The sequence below is a fragment of the Agromyces sp. NPDC055520 genome (genome assembly GCF_053619715.1).
In genome coordinates, this window is the sequence record NZ_JBSHJY010000022.1 from 24,493 (window position 1) to 40,651 (window position 16,159).

The 16,159-nt window shown below is 70.1% G+C and carries 16 protein-coding genes and 1 tRNA gene; 8 read left to right on the forward strand and 9 right to left on the reverse strand.

The genetic code is table 11. The annotated features are described in order from the left end of the window. Window positions 1-92 precede the first annotated feature (92 nt). Together ACWGST_RS10635 and ACWGST_RS10640 are read left to right on the forward strand one after the other, a co-directional pair. Window positions 93-1,142, forward strand: coding sequence for an LLM class F420-dependent oxidoreductase (locus ACWGST_RS10635; protein WP_452046633.1), 1,050 nt, complete (start codon window positions 93-95; stop codon window positions 1,140-1,142). A gap of 181 nt (window positions 1,143-1,323) precedes the next feature. Next, complete coding sequence (locus ACWGST_RS10640; protein ID WP_452046634.1) at window positions 1,324-1,506, forward strand: YegP family protein; 183 nt, start codon at window positions 1,324-1,326, stop codon at window positions 1,504-1,506. 81 nt (window positions 1,507-1,587) lie between these two features. Here ACWGST_RS10640 and ACWGST_RS10645 read toward each other — a convergent pair whose 3' ends face one another. Beyond that, window positions 1,588-2,769: a hypothetical protein gene (locus ACWGST_RS10645; protein ID WP_452046635.1), complete on the reverse strand. Its 1,182-nt coding sequence runs from the start codon at window positions 2,767-2,769 to the stop codon at window positions 1,588-1,590. Window positions 2,770-2,914: 145 nt separating this feature from the next. On the opposite strand from ACWGST_RS10645, the gene ACWGST_RS10650 reads away from it, so the two are divergent. Continuing rightward, window positions 2,915-4,288 (forward strand): histidine kinase, encoded by a 1,374-nt coding sequence (locus tag ACWGST_RS10650; protein ID WP_452046636.1) that lies wholly within the window; start codon window positions 2,915-2,917, stop codon window positions 4,286-4,288. After that, window positions 4,281-4,946, forward strand: a complete 666-nt coding sequence (locus ACWGST_RS10655; RefSeq protein WP_452046637.1) for a response regulator — start codon at window positions 4,281-4,283, stop codon at window positions 4,944-4,946. The genes ACWGST_RS10650 and ACWGST_RS10655 overlap by 8 nt, the downstream gene beginning before the upstream one ends. 88 nt (window positions 4,947-5,034) lie before the next feature. On the opposite strand, the gene ACWGST_RS10660 is transcribed toward ACWGST_RS10655, so the two are convergent. Next, window positions 5,035-5,106, reverse strand: a tRNA-Lys gene (locus tag ACWGST_RS10660). A gap of 6 nt (window positions 5,107-5,112) precedes the next feature. Here ACWGST_RS10660 and ACWGST_RS10665 point away from each other — a divergent pair. The 3 genes from ACWGST_RS10665 (at window position 5,113) to ACWGST_RS10675 (ending at window position 7,458) form a co-directional block, all read left to right on the forward strand. Further along, on the forward strand, window positions 5,113-5,583 hold the full coding sequence (locus tag ACWGST_RS10665; RefSeq protein ID WP_452046638.1) for a hypothetical protein: 471 nt from the start codon (window positions 5,113-5,115) through the stop codon (window positions 5,581-5,583). Between the two features lie 91 nt (window positions 5,584-5,674). Then, complete coding sequence (locus ACWGST_RS10670) at window positions 5,675-6,313, forward strand: DNA-directed RNA polymerase subunit beta (protein ID WP_452046639.1); 639 nt, start codon at window positions 5,675-5,677, stop codon at window positions 6,311-6,313. A 257-nt stretch (window positions 6,314-6,570) separates the two neighbouring features. Beyond that, the gene (locus tag ACWGST_RS10675) at window positions 6,571-7,458 is read left to right on the forward strand and encodes an aminodeoxychorismate lyase (RefSeq protein ID WP_452046640.1); all 888 of its coding nucleotides are present in this window, start codon (window positions 6,571-6,573) and stop codon (window positions 7,456-7,458) included. An 18-nt stretch (window positions 7,459-7,476) separates the two neighbouring features. On the opposite strand, the gene pstB is transcribed toward ACWGST_RS10675, so the two are convergent. The 7 genes from pstB to ACWGST_RS10710 all read right to left on the reverse strand — a co-directional run bounded on the left by pstB (window position 7,477) and on the right by ACWGST_RS10710 (window position 15,673). Continuing rightward, window positions 7,477-8,256, reverse strand: a complete 780-nt coding sequence (gene pstB, locus ACWGST_RS10680) for a phosphate ABC transporter ATP-binding protein PstB (protein WP_452046641.1) — start codon at window positions 8,254-8,256, stop codon at window positions 7,477-7,479. Between the two features lie 23 nt (window positions 8,257-8,279). After that, the gene (gene pstA, locus ACWGST_RS10685; RefSeq protein ID WP_452046642.1) at window positions 8,280-9,374 is read right to left on the reverse strand and encodes a phosphate ABC transporter permease PstA; all 1,095 of its coding nucleotides are present in this window, start codon (window positions 9,372-9,374) and stop codon (window positions 8,280-8,282) included. Continuing rightward, complete coding sequence (gene pstC, locus ACWGST_RS10690) at window positions 9,374-10,330, reverse strand: phosphate ABC transporter permease subunit PstC (protein ID WP_452046643.1); 957 nt, start codon at window positions 10,328-10,330, stop codon at window positions 9,374-9,376. The genes pstA and pstC overlap by 1 nt, the downstream gene beginning before the upstream one ends. 126 nt (window positions 10,331-10,456) lie before the next feature. Further along, the gene (locus ACWGST_RS10695; RefSeq protein WP_452046644.1) at window positions 10,457-11,548 is read right to left on the reverse strand and encodes a phosphate ABC transporter substrate-binding protein PstS; all 1,092 of its coding nucleotides are present in this window, start codon (window positions 11,546-11,548) and stop codon (window positions 10,457-10,459) included. A 265-nt stretch (window positions 11,549-11,813) separates the two neighbouring features. Continuing rightward, entirely contained in the window at window positions 11,814-12,749 is a 936-nt protein-coding gene (locus tag ACWGST_RS10700; protein ID WP_452046645.1) for an NUDIX hydrolase, read from the reverse strand. Then, window positions 12,746-14,941 carry an RNA degradosome polyphosphate kinase gene (locus tag ACWGST_RS10705; RefSeq protein WP_452046646.1) on the reverse strand — a complete coding sequence of 732 codons (2,196 nt, stop codon included), beginning with the start codon at window positions 14,939-14,941 and terminating at the stop codon, window positions 12,746-12,748. Before ACWGST_RS10705 ends, ACWGST_RS10700 begins: the two co-directional genes overlap by 4 nt. A gap of 45 nt (window positions 14,942-14,986) precedes the next feature. Continuing rightward, window positions 14,987-15,673, reverse strand: a complete 687-nt coding sequence (locus tag ACWGST_RS10710) for a response regulator transcription factor (protein ID WP_452046647.1) — start codon at window positions 15,671-15,673, stop codon at window positions 14,987-14,989. Window positions 15,674-15,771: 98 nt separating this feature from the next. Between ACWGST_RS10710 and ACWGST_RS10715 the strand changes: the two genes are divergently transcribed. Then, a complete protein-coding gene (locus tag ACWGST_RS10715) occupies window positions 15,772-16,083 on the forward strand; it encodes a hypothetical protein (protein WP_452046648.1) in 312 nt (103 codons plus the stop codon). Window positions 16,084-16,159: the final 76 nt, after the last annotated feature.

Below are 16,159 nucleotides of genomic sequence, written 5' to 3' on the forward strand. Positions count from 1 at the left end.
GCGACAACGGATGCCGCAGCGCCCGGGCCTCTCGGTTAGGGTCTGAATGCCCGCACGCTTCGGCCGGGCCCAGCACACGATGAGGAGTCCGGATGCGCGTCGGCATGTTCCTGAATTACGCAGGCGGGTTCCGCGAGGTCGCGGGCGAGGTCGTCGAGCTCGAACAAGCCGGCGTCGACCTCATCGCCGTGCCCGAGGCGTACTCGTTCGACGCCGTGAGCCAGCTCGGCTTCCTCGCGGCCCGCACGTCGACCATCACGCTGGCCTCCGGCATCCTGCAGCTCTACACGCGCACGCCGACGCTCACGGCGATGACGGCCGCGGGCCTCGACTACGTCTCGGACGGCCGGTTCGAGCTCGGCATCGGGGCATCCGGCCCGCAGGTCATCGAGGGCTTCCACGGCGTGCCCTACGACGCGCCGCTCGGCCGTACGCGCGAACTCGTCGACATCTGCCGCATGGTCTGGCGCCGCGAACCGGTCGTGCACGACGGTCGCCGCTACAGGATCCCGCTGCCCGCGGGGGAGGGCACGGGGCTCGGCAAGCCGCTGAAGCTCATCAACCACCCCGTGCGCGAGCGCATCCCGATCACGATCGCCTCGCTCGGCCAGAAGTCGGTCGAGCAGACGGCCGAGATCGCCGACGGCTGGCTGCCCATGTTCTTCCACCCCGAGCGGGCGGCCGGCGTGTGGGGCGACGCGCTCGCCGCTGGTGCCGCCAAGCGCGCCCCCGAGCTCGCCCCGCTCGACGTCTTCGCGAGCCCGGCACTCGCGATCACCGAAGACCCGCAGCTCGAGGCGCTCGCGCTCGCCGCAACGAAGCCGCAACTCGCCCTGTACGTCGGCGGCATGGGTGCGCGCGGCAAGAACTTCTACAACGACCTCATCGCGAGCTACGGCTTCGAGGCCGACGCCGCGCGCATCCAAGACCTCTACCTCGAGGGACGCAAAGACGAGGCGGTCGCCGCGGTGCCCGACGAACTCGTGCGGGCCATCTCGCTCATCGGGCCGGCCGGCCGCGTCGCCGAGCGCGTTGCCGCCTTCGCAGAGGCCGGCGTCACGACGCTCGCGGTCACGCCGCTCGGCCGAAGCTCGGCCGAGCGCGTCGCGCTCATGAGCGGGCTGCGCGCGATCGTCGGCTGAACGCCGGCCATGCGGCATCCGCTCGGCCGACTCGACGAGCAGCGGGCGAGCGGATGCCGCGTGGCCGAACTTCACTCCGCGAACTCGCGCCAGACTCTGGCGCCGGGCCGACGACGGGTCTAGCGTGGGGAATGTGCTCGCGATGACGCGGACGCAAGGGGACACCTGGGGAGGAGCCGTCATGGCGGGAACGTTCGAACTCTACGAGGACGCGGGCGGGCAGTACAGGTTCCGGCTGAAGGCCGGCAACGGCCAGACGATCGCCGCCTCCGAGGCCTACACGACGAAGGCAGCCGCGAAGAACGGCATCGAGTCGGTGCGCACCAATGCTCCCGACGCCGACCTCGTCGACCTGACCGAGTAGTTCGAGCGTCCGCCGAGACGGTGCCCGGCAACGCCGGCACCATCGGCTTTCGTTCGCGCCTTCGGCTCGTCGTCGCAACGGTCATCGAACCCGGTCTTCTGCGGGCGTCTGGTGCGAGCGCCAGGCGGTGTACGCCCAGACGGCGAGTGCCAGCATCGGACCCCAGTACCAGAGCGGCAGCACGAGCGAGACGAGCAGCCCGTTCATCGGTGCGCTCGGGTCGCCGACGGTCGTCACGAGCGTGGGACCGGCGGCGATGCAGAGCACTCCGGCCGCGGTGAAGCCCGGCACCGCGGCTGCGAGCACCGGTACCGGGCGCCCGCCGATGAACGGCATCCAGCTCGGGAACACGCGGCCCCACGGCAGGATCAGCCCGAGGGTCAGGATGCTCGCGGCGATCGCACCCGATCCGAGCATGAGGCCGGTTGCGAGCATCGCCGGCGGGAGGTCGACCGCCTCGGGCGCGAAGAGCGGCCACGGCGTGAGCCAGCTCGCGCGAGCGATCGCGTAGGGCAGCGGCCCGAGGGCCGCGAGAATCGTGAGCATCCGGCGATGACGAACGAGCCCGTTCTCGAACCGGCGACCGGCCGGAGTGCCGCGCAGGGCGACGATCGCCAATGCGATCCAGCAGGCGGTCGCGGCCACCGAGACGACGGCCACGAGCAGGTCGGGAAGATCGGCAGCGAGGGCGCCGCCGAATCCCACGACGAATTCCGCGACGCCGTCGAGGGTGAGACCGGCGAGCGAGACGGATGCCGCGGCCAGCACGATGAGCCCGGCGAGCAGGGCGATGCCGAGCCGAGGCGCCCGCACGAGCATCACGGCGATGCAGACGACGCCGGCGACGACCGACGCCAGTCCGAAGAGATACCCCGCGTATGCGATGACCGACATGCTGCCGAGCGCGAAGCCGAGTGCGACGGCGATGGCCGCGGCTCCGATGCCGATCAGGCGCGGGCGGGCGGTGACCGACCCGTCGGGCAGCAGCGCGAGGGTCAGCAGCATCCCGCATGCTCCCGCTGCGACGGCGATCGCGGCGACCGAGGTCGCGCCGAACAGCGCGCCGGCGAGGCTCAGCGTGTCGGCGGCGGCGAACGGGTTCAGCGCCGGCGCGAACAGCCAGACCAGCCCGAGACCGGCGATCCCGGCCGAGCCGATGAGGGCGAGCACGGCGAGGGCACGGGTCGTGCGTGCCGTGCTCGACGAGTCGTGCGGCCGGGTGGGGTCCGTTCCGGTGGCGGCGGTTCGTGCGGTGTCGGTCATGGTCGGCTTCTCCTCGGTGCGAACGGTGTGAGCGAGCGACGCGATCGGTGCGGCTCCCGGCCGATGCTCGCAGTGCCCGCGAACCGCCGCCTCACCCGATCGGGTGACCCGATTGCGGCGGGCCGCCGATAGCGTGGGTCGCGATATGGATGCCGCGTCCGCCCCTGCAACCCCTCCTCCGCCCGGTGCGCTGGGTGCGCCTGCCGCGCCTGCCGCGCCGACGCTCGCGGACTGGGCGTGGGCGGCGGCCGGCACTGCGGCCCTGCTGCCGCTGACGATCGTCGAGCTCTCTCGCCGAGTGGTCACCCCGCAGGGTGTCGCCTGGGCCGTCGTCGTCGTGGCCCTCTTCCTCGTGCTGCACACCACGGTCGCGCTGCGCCGCCGGGCCCCGCGAGGGGCGCTCATCGCGGCATCCGTCGTCATGCTGGCTCTCACGCTCGCGAGCCTGCCGGGCGCCCCGACCGTCGCCGTGCTGCTGCCCAGCAGCCTTGTCTACCTGGTGCTCGTCTTCACGGCCGCCGCGAGCGACGACCGCTGGGCCGACGGCCTCGCCCTCGTCTTCGGCACCGCGGGCGCCGCGATGATGACCGCCGTCGCGATCGCACACGGTTCGATGACGCGCGCCGCGGTGCAACCCGAACCCGGGGTGCTGATCGCGCTCGCGGGGTTCCTCGTCGCCTCGATCGGCGCCGCATGGGCGCTCGGCCGCTATCGGCGCGAGTCGCGCCGCAAGCGCGCCGCGCAGGAACTCGGGCGGGCGCAGGCCGCCGAACTCGCCGTGCAGCGCGAGCGCGAGGTGATCGCCGACGAGCGTCGCCGCATCGGGCGAGAGCTGCACGACGTCATCTCGCACTCGCTCGCGGTCATGGTCGCCCAGGCCGAGGCGGCGCGCGTGCTCCAGAGCCGCGCCGAGGGCGCGGTCGATCCGCGGGCGCGCGTCGCGGTCGAACAGGTCGTCGCCACCGGGCGCGCCGCGATGAACGACATGCGGGGGCTGCTCACGGTGCTCGCCGAGCCCGAGCCCGAGCCCGAGCCCGCGCCCGCGCTCGAATCCGAGCCGCACCGCGGCGTCGCGCCCGACCCGGCAGCGCTCACGCCGAGCCCTGGACTCGCCGACCTCGCCGAGCTCGCCCAGCGCGCTTCGGGCCCGGATCGCTCGGTCGACATCGACTCGACGGGAGTGTCCGGCATCGTCAGCCCGGGCACCGAGCTGACGGCGTACCGCGTGGCGCAGGAGTCGCTCACGAACACGCTGAAGCACTCGCGCCCCCCGACGCGCAGCGAGGTGCGACTCGACTGGACGCCCGATGCGCTCGTGCTGACCGTCACCGACGACGGCACCCCATCGGCCGACCGCCACCCTGGCGTGGGGCGCGGCCTGCGCGGTATGCGCGATCGCGTCGAGCAGATCGGCGGCCGGTTCGAGAGCGGGCCTCGCGACGACGCCGACGGCTGGCAGACCCGCGCGGTCCTTCCGCTCGAGCCGTGCCAGACCTCGGACGGGGCACGAGATGGCTGACGCGTCCGCGCACATCCGGGTGGCCGTCGCCGACGACCAGGAGCTCATCCGATCGGCCGTCGCAGTCATGATCGAAGCGCAACCCGACCTCGAACTCGTGGCCGAGGCATCCGACGGCGCCGAACTGCTGTCTGCGGTGCGGGCGCATCGCCTCGATGTCGTGCTGATGGACATCAGGATGCCGCGGCTCGACGGCATCGAGGCGACGCGCCTCATGACGCTCGAGCACCCGCGCACCAGGGTGCTCGTGTTGACGACCTACGACCTCGACGAGTACGTGTTCGCGGCGGTGCGCGCCGGGGCCAGCGGCTTTCTCACGAAGGACGCGTCGAGTGAGGAACTGGCCGCCGCGATCCGCGCCGTGCACCGTGGCGACGCCGTGCTGGCCCCCCGCGCGACGGCGAGCATCGTCGACTTCGTCGCGCGCGCGCCGCAGCCGCGGGACGCGGAATCGATGCTCGCACCGCTCACGGCCCGTGAACGCGAGGTGCTGGGCGAACTGCTGACCGGCGCCGCCAACGATGCGATCGCCGAGCGGCTCTACATGACCGTCAACACCGTGAAGACCCACGTGGCGTCGATCCTCGCGAAGCTCGGGCTGCCGGACCGCGTGCACGTCGTCATCTGGGCGTACGAGCAAGGGCTCGTGTCGTGGTGACGGCGGAGGATCGTCAGTGGTCGAAGATAGCTTCGAATCATGAGGTCATCATGATTGGCGAAGACGTATGCAAATTCGATTGCTGTCGTGCCCCCGGGGAATTCCGACATCCCGACCCGCGGATTAAAAGTCCGCTGCTCTGCCTCTGAGCTACGGGGGCTGATTCATGACGCAGAAGCGTTGCTATTGCTGCAAGCAGTCTAGGGCACTCGAAGAATTCAATCGACTTCGCTCCTCCAGAGACGGGCACACGCCGCTCTGCAAGGAGTGCAATCGGCTGAAGGCTCGCGAGTACTATGCCCGCAATCGCGAGGCCCATGTGCGCGTCATCATGGCACGCAAGGTCGTTCAGCGGCAGCTGGCCATCGACGCAGTCGGCGCATACTTGCTCGCCCACCCGTGTGTCGACTGCGGAGAGCGTGATGTACGCGTGCTCGACTTCGACCATCGCGACGGCAGCAGCAAGTCCGCGGAAGTGATGCGACTGGCGCAGAACGGCTACTCGGTCGCGCGCGTGATGGTGGAGATCGCAGAGTGCGACGTGCGCTGCCGCAACTGCCACGCGAAGGTCACCTACGAGCGAATGGGCGACAACTGGCGCTCTGCGCTCATGCGTCGCGCTGTTGACGAGGTCTGACCGGCGTCGGCATCCCAGAGGCATGGCGCCCCTTCGGCATCAGGCACGTGGTTCGGACGGCTCCCGGCGAAGGCGGGTAGTCTGTGCGGCGATGGCTTCCGACTTCTCCCGCCCCACCAAGTTTCCGCCGCGCATGTTCGAGGCGTTCCAGGGCGCCGAAGACCCCGCGCACCTGAGCCGGGTCGCCCACGACACCGCCGCGGCGCTGCTCTCGCGGGTGCAGGCCGACCCCGACCCCGAGGTCGTCGCCCGCCTCGTCGCCTTCACCGACGAGCACGGCATCGACGCGATCGCCGAGCTCTGGTCGCGGGCCTCGGCGAGGAGCCTGCCGGGCGCGCTCTGGCGCGTGTACCTGTTGCGCGCGCTCATCCGCCAAGATCCGCGCAGTATGAGCCTCGCGTTCCAGCGCGGGTCGGAGGTGTCGCACACGATCGACCAGGTCGTCGCCGGCGCCGCGGCGCCCGCCGGCCCCGACGAGGTGCTCGAGCTCGCCGACCGCATTCTGCACGGGCTGTTCACGGGCGACTTCGCCGTCGCCCTCGAACGGGCCGCGGCGTTCGCGCGCGTCGCGGCGGTCGGCTCGGCGAGCCTCGCCGACGATGCCGACGCCGTCGACTCGGTGCACCCCGATCGCCCGGCCAAGCTCACGACCCGCGCGTACCGGCTCGCCGAACTCGCCGAGGAACTCGCCTCGTGCGCGCGCCTCTGGCGACGCGACGCACTCGACTGAGCGGCGGCGGCCCCGGCCTCGACCGCGGCCGCGACGCCCGCCGTGACCCCGCGCGCTCGCCCCGCGGGAATGAACGCCCGCCCGGTGTCGTTTAGACTTGACGTGGCCGGCCGCAGTAACCCCGGGCTCCAATATTCGCCGCTCCGAGCGGCCTCGCGCCGAGAGGCGTTCTGCGGCCGGCCATTTCTCATCTCATTCCCGAGCGAGTGGATGCCTCGGCGCGGCGTGAGCACGCGGCATCCGCGTAGCATCGAAGCATGCCTGCGACCGTGACCCTGCTCATCGAACCCGCCCCCGCCGACGCGCAGGGCCTCGACCTCGCATCGACGCTGCGCGAAGTCGACGCCGCCGCCCCGGCGCTGCGCGTCGGCGAGCTGTCGACCCAGCGCGGCGACGGCGTCTTCGAGACCATCGGCGTCGTCGACGGCCATGCGCAGGAGACCGGCCCCCACCTCGAGCGGCTGCGCAACTCGGCGCTCATCTGCGAACTGCCCGAACCCAACCTGGCGCAGTGGCGGGCGGCGATCGACCGGGCCGTCGCGGCGCTGCCCGATCGGGGCGAATGGGCGCTCAAGCTCGTGCTGAGCCGCGGCGTCGAGCACGGCCCCGCCCCGACCGCGTGGCTGCACGCCTCGCCCGCGGCCGACTTCAGCGCGGTGCGCGAGCGCGGCGTCACGGCCGTCACGCTCGACCGCGGGTACGCGCACGACGCCGCGGCGCGCGCGCCGTGGCTGCTGCTCGGCGCGAAGACCCTCAGCTACGCCACGAACATGGCGGCCCTGCGCGAGGCGCACCGCCGCGGCGCCGACGACACGATCTTCGTCTCTTCAGACGGCTACGTCATGGAGGGGCCGACGTCGAGCGTCATCCTTCGGCACGGCGAGGTGTTCTCGACGCCCGCGCCGTCGGGAGCGATCCTGCACGGCACGACGCAGCAGAGCCTCTTCGAGCACCTCGCCGCGACCGGCCGCGCGACCGAGTACCGCGACATCCCGACCGCCGAGCTCGGCACGGCCGACGCCATCTGGCTCGTGTCGAGCGTGCGCCTGGCCGTCGGGGTGACCCGCCTCGACGGGGCATCCGTCGCCTACGACCGCGACGCCACGCGCGCGTTCAACCAGTACCTGCTGAGCCCGCGCGACTGACGCGAGGCCGTGTGCGGGTTACCCGAAGCGGCCCGACACGTAGTCTTCGGTCGCCTGCACCGACGGGTTCGAGAAGATCGTCGTGGTGTCGTCGTATTCGATGAGGTTGCCGGGCTTGCCCGTGCCCGCGATGTTGAAGAACGCGGTCCTGTCGCTGACGCGCGACGCCTGCTGCATGTTGTGCGTCACGATCACGATCGTGTACTTCTGCTTCAGCTCTTCGATGAGGTCTTCGATCGCGAGGGTCGAGATCGGGTCGAGCGCCGAGCACGGCTCGTCCATGAGGATCACCTCGGGGGAGACGGCGATCGCGCGCGCGATGCAGAGGCGCTGCTGCTGGCCGCCCGAGAGGCCGGAGCCGGGGCGGTCGAGACGGTCTTTCACCTCGTTCCAGAGGTTCGCGCCGCGCAGCGACTTCTCGACGAGTTCTTCGGCGTCGGGCTTCGAGATGCGCTTGTTGTTGAGCTTCACGCCCGCGAGCACGTTCTCTTTGATCGACATCGTCGGAAACGGGTTCGGCCGCTGGAAGACCATGCCGACCTGGCGGCGCACGAGCACCGGGTCGACGTCGGGGTCGTAGAGGTTGTTGCCGTCGATGAGCACCTCGCCCTCGACGCGGGCGCCGGGGATGACCTCGTGCATGCGGTTCAGCGTGCGGAGGAAGGTCGACTTGCCGCAGCCCGACGGGCCGATGAACGCGGTCACGCTGCGGGGCTCGATCGCGAGGTTCACACCCTCGACGGCGAGGAACTTCGAGTAGTAGACGTTGAGGTCGCGGACCTCGATGCGCTTGGACACGGGCTTCCTAACTGGGGGTCGGCTCAGCGGCCGAACTTCGGGGCGAAGAATCGGGCCACGAGCCTCGCGAGGAGGTTCAGCAGCATGACGATGACGATGAGGGTGAGTGCGGCGGCCCACGCGCGGTCGAGGTAGGCCTGGGGCGGGTTGCCCTGGTTCGCGTACTGCGTGTACACGAACACGGGCAGCGACTGCATGCGGTCGGCGAAGAGGTTGTAGTTCATGCTCGCGGTGAAGCCGGCGGCGATGAGCAGGGGCGCCGTCTCACCGATGACGCGGGCGACCGAGAGCATGATGCCCGTCGTGATCCCCGCGATCGAGGTCGGCAGCACGACCTTGACGATCGTCAGCCACTTCGGCACACCGAGCGCGAAGGCCGCCTCGCGGAGCTCGTTCGGCACGAGCCGCAGCATCTCCTCGCTCGAGCGCACGACCACGGGGATCATGAGGAGCGACAGCGCGACCGCGCCCGCGATGCCGGTGCGGGTGCCCGGGCCGAGGAAGATCGCGAACAGCGAGTATGCGAAGAGGCCGGCGACGATCGACGGGATGCCGGTCATGACGTCGACGAGGAAGGTGATGCCGCGCGCGAGCCGGCCGCGCCCGTATTCGACGAGGTAGATCGAGGTCATCAGTCCGATCGGGATCGAGATGACCGCCGCCGCGCCCGTCATCAGCAGGGTGCCGATGATCGCGTGCAGGGCGCCGCCGCCCTCGCCGGTGACGTTGCGCATCGACATCGAGAAGAAGTCGGCGTCGAATCGTGCCGCGCCGAGGCTCACGACCGTGATCGCGAGCGAGACGAGCGGGATCATCGCGAGCACGAAGGCGCCCGTGACGAGCGCCGTGACGAGGCGGTCCATCGCGCGGCGCCGGCCCTCGACGAGGGTCGAGAACAACCAGATCGCGGGAATGTAGAGCAGCGCGCCGACGAAGAGCGATCCGCCCCAGTCGAAGCCCGCGCCCGAACCGATCGCGACGACGCCGAAGACCGCGGCGGCGACGGCGATCGCCGCGACGAGAATGACCCAGGGCGCCGACGTCGGCAGGCGGCCGGCGGTGAGCGAGTTGGCGATGGGGGCGGATGTCTCGGGCGCCCGAGTGGTCTGGAGGGTCATCAGTTGGCTCCCGAGAATTCCTTGCGGCGACTGACGATCCAGCGCGCGAAGGCGTTGACCGCGAAGGTCACGACGAAGAGGATGAGGCCCGTGGCGATCAGCACGTTGACGTTCAGTCCGTATGCCTCGGGGAAGCTGAGCGCGATGTTCGCCGCGATCGTGTTGGGGTTGACCGAGGTCAGCAGCTGGAACGAGATCACCGGCGAGGCCGAGAGCACCATCGCGACGGCCATCGTCTCGCCGAGCGCGCGGCCGAGACCGAGCACCGACGCCGAGACGATGCCCGAGCGGCCGAACGGCAGCACGGCCGTGCGGATCATCTCCCAGCGGGTGGCGCCGAGGGCCAGCGCCGCCTCTTCGTGCAGCACCGGCGTCTGCAGGAAGATCTCGCGGCAGATGGCGGTCATGATCGGCAGCACCATGACGGCCAGCACGAGGGCCGCCGTCAGGATCGTGCGACCCGTGGCCGACGGCGTGCCGCTGAAGAGCGGGATCCAGCCGAGGTTCTCGTTGAGCCAGCCGTAGGCGCCCACGAGCGCCGGGGCGAACACGCCGATGCCCCAGAGGCCGAAGACGACCGAGGGCACCGCGGCGAGCAGGTCGACGATGTAGCCGAGCACCGACGCGAGCCGGCGCGGCGCGTAGTGCGAGATGAAGAGCGCGATGCCGATCGAGATCGGCAGGGCGACGACGAGTGCGAGCGCGGCGGCCCAGATCGTGCCGAAGACGAGCGGACCGACGTAGTCCCAGAAGTTCGTCTTGAGAATCGAGGCGTCTTCGCTCGTGGCGACCACCGCGGGGATGCTCTGCACGATGAGGAAGACCGCCACCGCTGCGAGGGTGACGAGGATCATCGTTCCGGCGAACACCGCTGAGCGCGAGAAGACGAGGTCGCCGATGCGGAGCTTCGCCCTGATCGGGGCCGGGGCCGGTGCTGGTGCCGGTGCGGTCGTCATCTGGTGGGATCCTCGGGTTCGTGTCGGGTTCGTGTCGGGGGTTCGGAGGTGTCGGGGGGGTGGTTGTTCTCGAAACGCGTTCATGCCCGACCCCGACCGAAATCGACGGGGTCGGGCACGAAGCTGCTACTGGATCGAGTCGATCGCAGCCGTGATCTTCTCGCGGAGCGTGTCCGAGATCGGCGCCGAGCCGGCGTCGGCCGCCGCGACGTCCTGGCCCTCAGGGCTCGCGATGTAGCCGAGGTAGCCCTTGACGAGGTCGACGTTCGCCGGGTCCTCGTACTGGCCGCACGCGATGAGGTAGCTCACGAGCACGATCGGGTAGACGCCGGCCTCTTCCGAGGTGCGGTCGATTTCGATGGCGAGGTCGCCCTCGGCGCGGCCCTCGGCGAACGGCGAGTGGTCGACGATCGCAGCGGCGGCCTCGGGGGAGTACGGCACGAACTCGTCGCCGACCTTGATCGAGACGGTGCCGAGGTCACCGGCGCGCGAGGCGTCGGCGTAGCCGATGGTGCCGTTGCCGTTGCTCACGGCGTCGACGAGGCCCGAGGTGCCCTGAGCGGCTTCGCCACCCTCGAACGGCCAGACGCCGTCGGCTTCCCAGCTCCAGACATCAGCAGCAGCGGCGCCGAGGTACTCGGTGAAGTTCTCGGTGGTGCCCGAGTCGTCCGAGCGGTGCACGGGCGTGATGGCGAGATCGGGGAGCGTCGCGTCGGGGTTCGTCGCGGCGATCGCCGGGTCGTTCCAGTTCGTGATCGTGCCGGCGAAGATGCCCGCGACCGTCGCCGCGTCGAGGTCGAGCGAGTCGACGCCCTCGAGGTTGAAGATCACGGCGATGGGCGAGATGTAGAGCGGGAGCTCGACGATGCTCGAGTCGGGGGCGCACTTCTTGAAGCCGCCCGCGGCGAGCTCCTCGTCTTTGAACGCACGGTCGGAGCCGGCGAAGTCGCTGGCGCCCTCGAGGAAGGTCTCGCGACCGGCACCCGAGCCGGACGGGTCGTAGTCGACGGTGACGTCGGGGTTCGCGGTCTGGAAACCGGCGATCCACGACTGCTGGGCGGCATCCTGCGAGGACGCCCCCGCGCCGACGAGGTTGCCCGAGAGCGTCGATGCCGACTCCGACGGAGCTGCGCCGCCTTCGTTCGTCGCACAGGAGCTGAGCGCGATCGCCGCGGTGACGGCGATGACGGCGGGCACGCCGAGACGCTTGAAGTTCACGTGAATTCCCTTCCGGGGTTCGATTGCAGGGTGTGGGCCGGTGCCGACCCGCCTGCGACGCTACGGAGTGCGTCTTACGAGCATCCGTTACGACGGTAAACAGCAGGTGAACGACCGCTGTCGCACTGGAATGTGTTGCGCGTTCAGGGGATTTCAGCGACACGCCTCTTGTGGGGCCGAGCGTGCCGGTGTGTTGCTGAAATCCCCTGAACGGGAAACGTCACTTCGACCCGAGGAGGACGGCCGGCCGATTGTGGGGGAGGTCTCAGGCGCGCGGTGCGTGCGTCTCGATCGCGATGATGCCCGAACCGGGGCTCGTCGCCGAGAGGTGCACGACGCTGAATGCGCCGGTCTCGAGCCCCGCGGCATCCGTCACATAGGAACCGAGCGGAGTGGCGGTGGCAAGCGCGACCTCGCGCATGATCTCGGGCAGCACCGGTCCGTGACTGCAGATGATGGCGCTCTTGCCGGCGCGCACCCGCTTGCCGACGACCCGCCGCACCTCGTCGTCGCCCGCCTCCCAGGCGTCTTGGCTGATGCCGGCGTCGCGCTTGATCTCGAGGCCGGCGGCCGCGGCGAGCGGGGTGACCGTCGTCACGCAGCGCACGGCCGGACTCGACACGATGCGCTTGGGCGCCCACGCGCCGAGGGTCGCGACGAGCCCCGCCGCCTGGTCGACGCCGCGCTCGGTGAGCGGCCGGGACGCATCGTCACCGGGCCAGCTCGAGCGGCCGACGGCCTTGCCGTGACGCACGACGGCGAGCGCGAACGTCGAGGTGATGCCCTGGTCGAGCAGCTTCGCGAAGGCGTCGAGGATCTCGACGTCGGGTTCGTAGCTCAGGTAGCTCCGCGCGCGCTTGACGGTCACCCACTCGAGCGCCGCCACTTCGGCGTTGGGCTTGAAGGTCGAGCGCTGCACGGCCCGATCGCTCACCTCGGCCGCCCAGTAGTGCACGATCTTCTCGCGCCCGCTCGGCAGCGGGTACCGCGAGACGCCGAGCGGCACGCCGAGGGCGACCTGGAGCCCGGTCTCCTCTTCGATCTCGCGCACGGCGGTCTGCGGCAGCGATTCGCCGGGGTCGACCTTGCCCTTGGGGATCGTGACGTCGCCGTAGACCGTGCGGTGGATGACCAGCACGTGCACCTTGCCGTCGATGAGGCGCCAGCAGACGGCCCCCGCGGCGTAGATCGCCGTCGTCACCGCCTGGACCCTGATCGCGGGCGCTGCCCCGAGCGGGTGCGCTGGCCGATCTGCTGCATGAGCCTATTCTGCATGTCGTCGAGTGGATGCCCGGCGTCGTCGACCGCGTGCCGCACCCATTCGCCCGAGCCGTCGAGCCACCACGAGCTCGTCGTGTCGGCCATCGCGAGGTCGAAGAGCGCGTCGATCTCGGCCAGATGGGCGGGGTCGGCGAGCCGCACGAGCGCTTCGACCCGTCGGTCGAGGTTGCGGTGCATCATGTCGGCCGAGCCGATGTAGACCTGCGGGTCGCCGTCGCCGACGAACGAGAACACGCGCGAGTGCTCGAGGTAGCGCCCGAGAATGGAGCGCACCGTGATGTTCTCGCTGAGCCCCGGGATCCCGGGGCGGAGGCTGCAGATGCCGCGCACCCACACCTCGACGGGTACGCCGGCGTTCGACGCGCGGTACAGCGCGTCGATGATGGCCTCGTCGACGATCGAGTTCACCTTGATGCGGATGCCGCATGGCTTGCCGGCCTCGGCATTGGCGATCTCGCCCGCGATGAGCTTCAAGAGCCCCTTTCGCAAGTGCAGCGGCGCGACGAGCAGGCGTTTGAACTTCTTCTCGATGGCGTAGCCCGAGAGCTCGTTGAAGAGCCGGGTGAGGTCTTTGCCGACCTGGTCGTCGGCGGTGAGCAGACCGAGGTCTTCGTAGATGCGACTCGTCTTGGGGTTGTAGTTGCCCGTGCCGATGTGGCTGTAGTGGCGCAGGCCCCCTTTCTCCTGTCTGATCACGAGGGCGAGCTTGCAGTGCGTCTTCAGCCCCACGAGGCCGTAGACGACGTGCACGCCGGCCTTCTCGAGCTTGCGCGCCCACGAGATGTTGGCCTGCTCGTCGAAGCGCGCCTTGATCTCGACGAGGGCGAGCACCTGCTTGCCCGACTCGGCGGCATCGATGAGCGCCTCGACGATGGGGCTGTCGCCCGAGGTGCGGTAGAGGGTCTGCTTGATCGCGAGCACGTCGGGGTCGGCCGCGGCCTGCTCGAGGAAGGCCTGCACGCTCGTGGCGAACGACTCGTAGGGGTGGTGCAGCAGCACGTCTTGACGCGAGATCGCCGTGAACACGTCGGCCCGAATGTTCGAGTCGCTCGGCTGCAGTTGCAGCGCGGTCGTCGGCACGTGGGTCGGGTAATGCAGTTCGGGGCGGTCGAGTCGCGAGAGGTCGAACAGGCCGCCGAGGTCGAGCGGCGCGGGCAGGCGGAACACCTCCTGCTCGGTGACGTCGAGCTCGCGCACGAGGAGCCCGAGCGTCACCTCGTCCATGTCGTCGGTGATCTCGAGGCGGATGGGCGGCCCGAACCGGCGGCGCAGCAGCTCTTTCTCGAGCGCCTTGATCAGGTTCTCGGTCTCGTCCTCTTCGATCTCGACGTCTTCGTTGCGCGTGACGCGGAACACGTGGTGCTCCACGATCTCCATGCCGGGGAAGAGGTCGCCGAGGTGGTTGGCGATGAGGTCTTCGAGGGCGACGTACCTGGCGTTCTCGATGGACTCGCCGGGGTCGACGCGCACGAACCGCGGCAGCATCTGCGGCACCTTGACGCGCGCGAACTCCTGGCGGCCGGTGCGGCTGTTGCGCACGCGCACCGAGAGATTCAGCGACAGACCCGAGATGTAGGGGAACGGGTGGGCGGGGTCGACGGCGAGCGGCATCAGCACGGGGAAGATCTGCTTCGAGAAGTAGTCGCGCAGATGCTCGTGCTCGACGTCGCCGAGCTCGCCCCAGGTGATGATGCGGATGCCGGACTCCGCGAGCGTGGGCTTCACGAGCCGCTGGTAGGCGGCCGCGTGCCGCTCCTGCAGCTCGTGCGCCTTGGCCGAGATGTCGCTCAGCACGTCGAGCGGCGAGCGGCCGACGTTCGAGGGCACCGCGAGACCGGTGACGATGCGGCGCTTCAGACCGGCGACGCGCACCATGAAGAACTCGTCGAGGTTCGAGGCGAAGATCGCGAGGAAGTTCGCCCGTTCGAGCACGGGCACCCTGGGGTCTTCGGCGAGCTCGAGCACGCGCTGGTTGAACGCGAGCCAGCTGAGCTCGCGGTCGAGATAGCGTTCGGCGGCGAGTTCGGGGGCGCCCTCGAGGTCGAACGGCTCGAAGTCGTCGTCGAAGTCGCTCGACGTGCGGTCGTCGTCGATGGCGCTGTCGGCGGTCATCCCCTCATCATGCCATCGAGGTGTTGCGGGCAGGTGAGGCGCAGCTCAACGGGCGGTGACGGGGGCGCCTTCGTCGTCTTCGTGCACGTTGAAGCGGTAGCCGACGTTGCGCACCGTGCCGATGAGGCCGTCGAGCTCACCGAGCTTGGCGCGCAGCCGCCGCACGTGCACGTCGACGGTGCGGGTGCCGCCGAAGTAGTCGTAGCCCCACACCTCGCTCAGCAGCTGCTCTCGTGTGAAGACGCGTGACGGGTGCGCCGCGAGGAAGCGCAGCAGCTCGAACTCCTTGTAGGTGAGGTCGAGCGTGCGGCCGTGCACCTTCGCCGAGTAGTTCGCCTCGTCGATCACGACGCCCGAGGTCTGGATGCGCTCGCTCGGCTGCGACGACTGCGATCTGCCGATCGCGAGCCGGATGCGCGCGTCGAGCTCGGCCGGGCCCGCGTGTTCGAGCACGACGTCGTCGATGCCCCAATCCGGTGTGACGGCGGCCAGTCCGCCCTCGGTGACGATCAGCACGAGCGGCACCGAGAGGCCGGTGGTGCGGAGGATCTGCGAGAGCGCCTTCGCGCCCGCGAGGTTCGTGCGGGCGTCGAGGAAGACGAGATCGGAATCGGGCGCTCTGACCAGCTGCTCGGGCGAAGCGGGGATGACCCGGATTCGGTGAGACAGGAGTGACAGTGCCGGGAGGACGTCGTCGTCGGCGGCCGGCGAGAGGATCAGCAGCTGGGCCACGACAGTACCCCTTCGGTGGTCGAGGGCCTCCAGTAGTAAGGTGCGGTCAATACTACGGGACGCCTCGAGGCGCTCTGCGACACGAACGGGGAGACGATTTGGACGAGACCGACACGACGAGCGGATGGCTCGGCATCGCGTTCGTCTGGGCGATCGCGCTCATCGGGGCCGTCGTGGTCGTGGCGCTCGCCTACGCCGGAAACGGCGTCTGGTTCGGCGACACCTCGTCGCTCGGCGTCTACGGTGCGCTCGGCGTCGTGCTCGCGGCATCCGTCGTCGGGGCGCTCGTCGTGCAGCTGGCCACGCGACGCCCGGTGGGGTTCGTCGTGCGCGTCAGCCGCAGCATCACGGGTGCTGCGGCGATCGTCGCGATCGCCGCCGTCGCGGTCGCGCCCGTCGCGATGGCCTGAACGGGATAGACTCGGAGCATGTCTGAGCTGCTCGCCCTCGAACTCCTCTTCATCGGCCTGCTCGGTCTCGCGAGTC

Excerpts from the sequence above, each read along its gene's own strand:
- ACWGST_RS10670 (WP_452046639.1), top strand. The coding sequence starts at position 5,675 with ATGGCTTCCGACTTCTCCCGCCCCACCAAGTTTCCGCCGCGCATGTTC.
- pstA (WP_452046642.1), bottom strand. The coding sequence starts at position 9,374 with ATGACCCTCCAGACCACTCGGGCGCCCGAGACATCCGCCCCCATCGCC.
- ACWGST_RS10645 (WP_452046635.1), bottom strand. The coding sequence starts at position 2,769 with ATGACCGACACCGCACGAACCGCCGCCACCGGAACGGACCCCACCCGG.
- pstC (WP_452046643.1), bottom strand. The coding sequence starts at position 10,330 with ATGACGACCGCACCGGCACCAGCACCGGCCCCGGCCCCGATCAGGGCG.
- ACWGST_RS10705 (WP_452046646.1), bottom strand. The coding sequence starts at position 14,941 with ATGACCGCCGACAGCGCCATCGACGACGACCGCACGTCGAGCGACTTC.
- ACWGST_RS10665 (WP_452046638.1), top strand. The coding sequence starts at position 5,113 with ATGACGCAGAAGCGTTGCTATTGCTGCAAGCAGTCTAGGGCACTCGAA.
- ACWGST_RS10675 (WP_452046640.1), top strand. The coding sequence starts at position 6,571 with ATGCCTGCGACCGTGACCCTGCTCATCGAACCCGCCCCCGCCGACGCG.
- ACWGST_RS10650 (WP_452046636.1), top strand. The coding sequence starts at position 2,915 with ATGGATGCCGCGTCCGCCCCTGCAACCCCTCCTCCGCCCGGTGCGCTG.
- ACWGST_RS10655 (WP_452046637.1), top strand. The coding sequence starts at position 4,281 with ATGGCTGACGCGTCCGCGCACATCCGGGTGGCCGTCGCCGACGACCAG.
- ACWGST_RS10640 (WP_452046634.1), top strand. The coding sequence starts at position 1,324 with ATGGCGGGAACGTTCGAACTCTACGAGGACGCGGGCGGGCAGTACAGG.
- ACWGST_RS10635 (WP_452046633.1), top strand. The coding sequence starts at position 93 with ATGCGCGTCGGCATGTTCCTGAATTACGCAGGCGGGTTCCGCGAGGTC.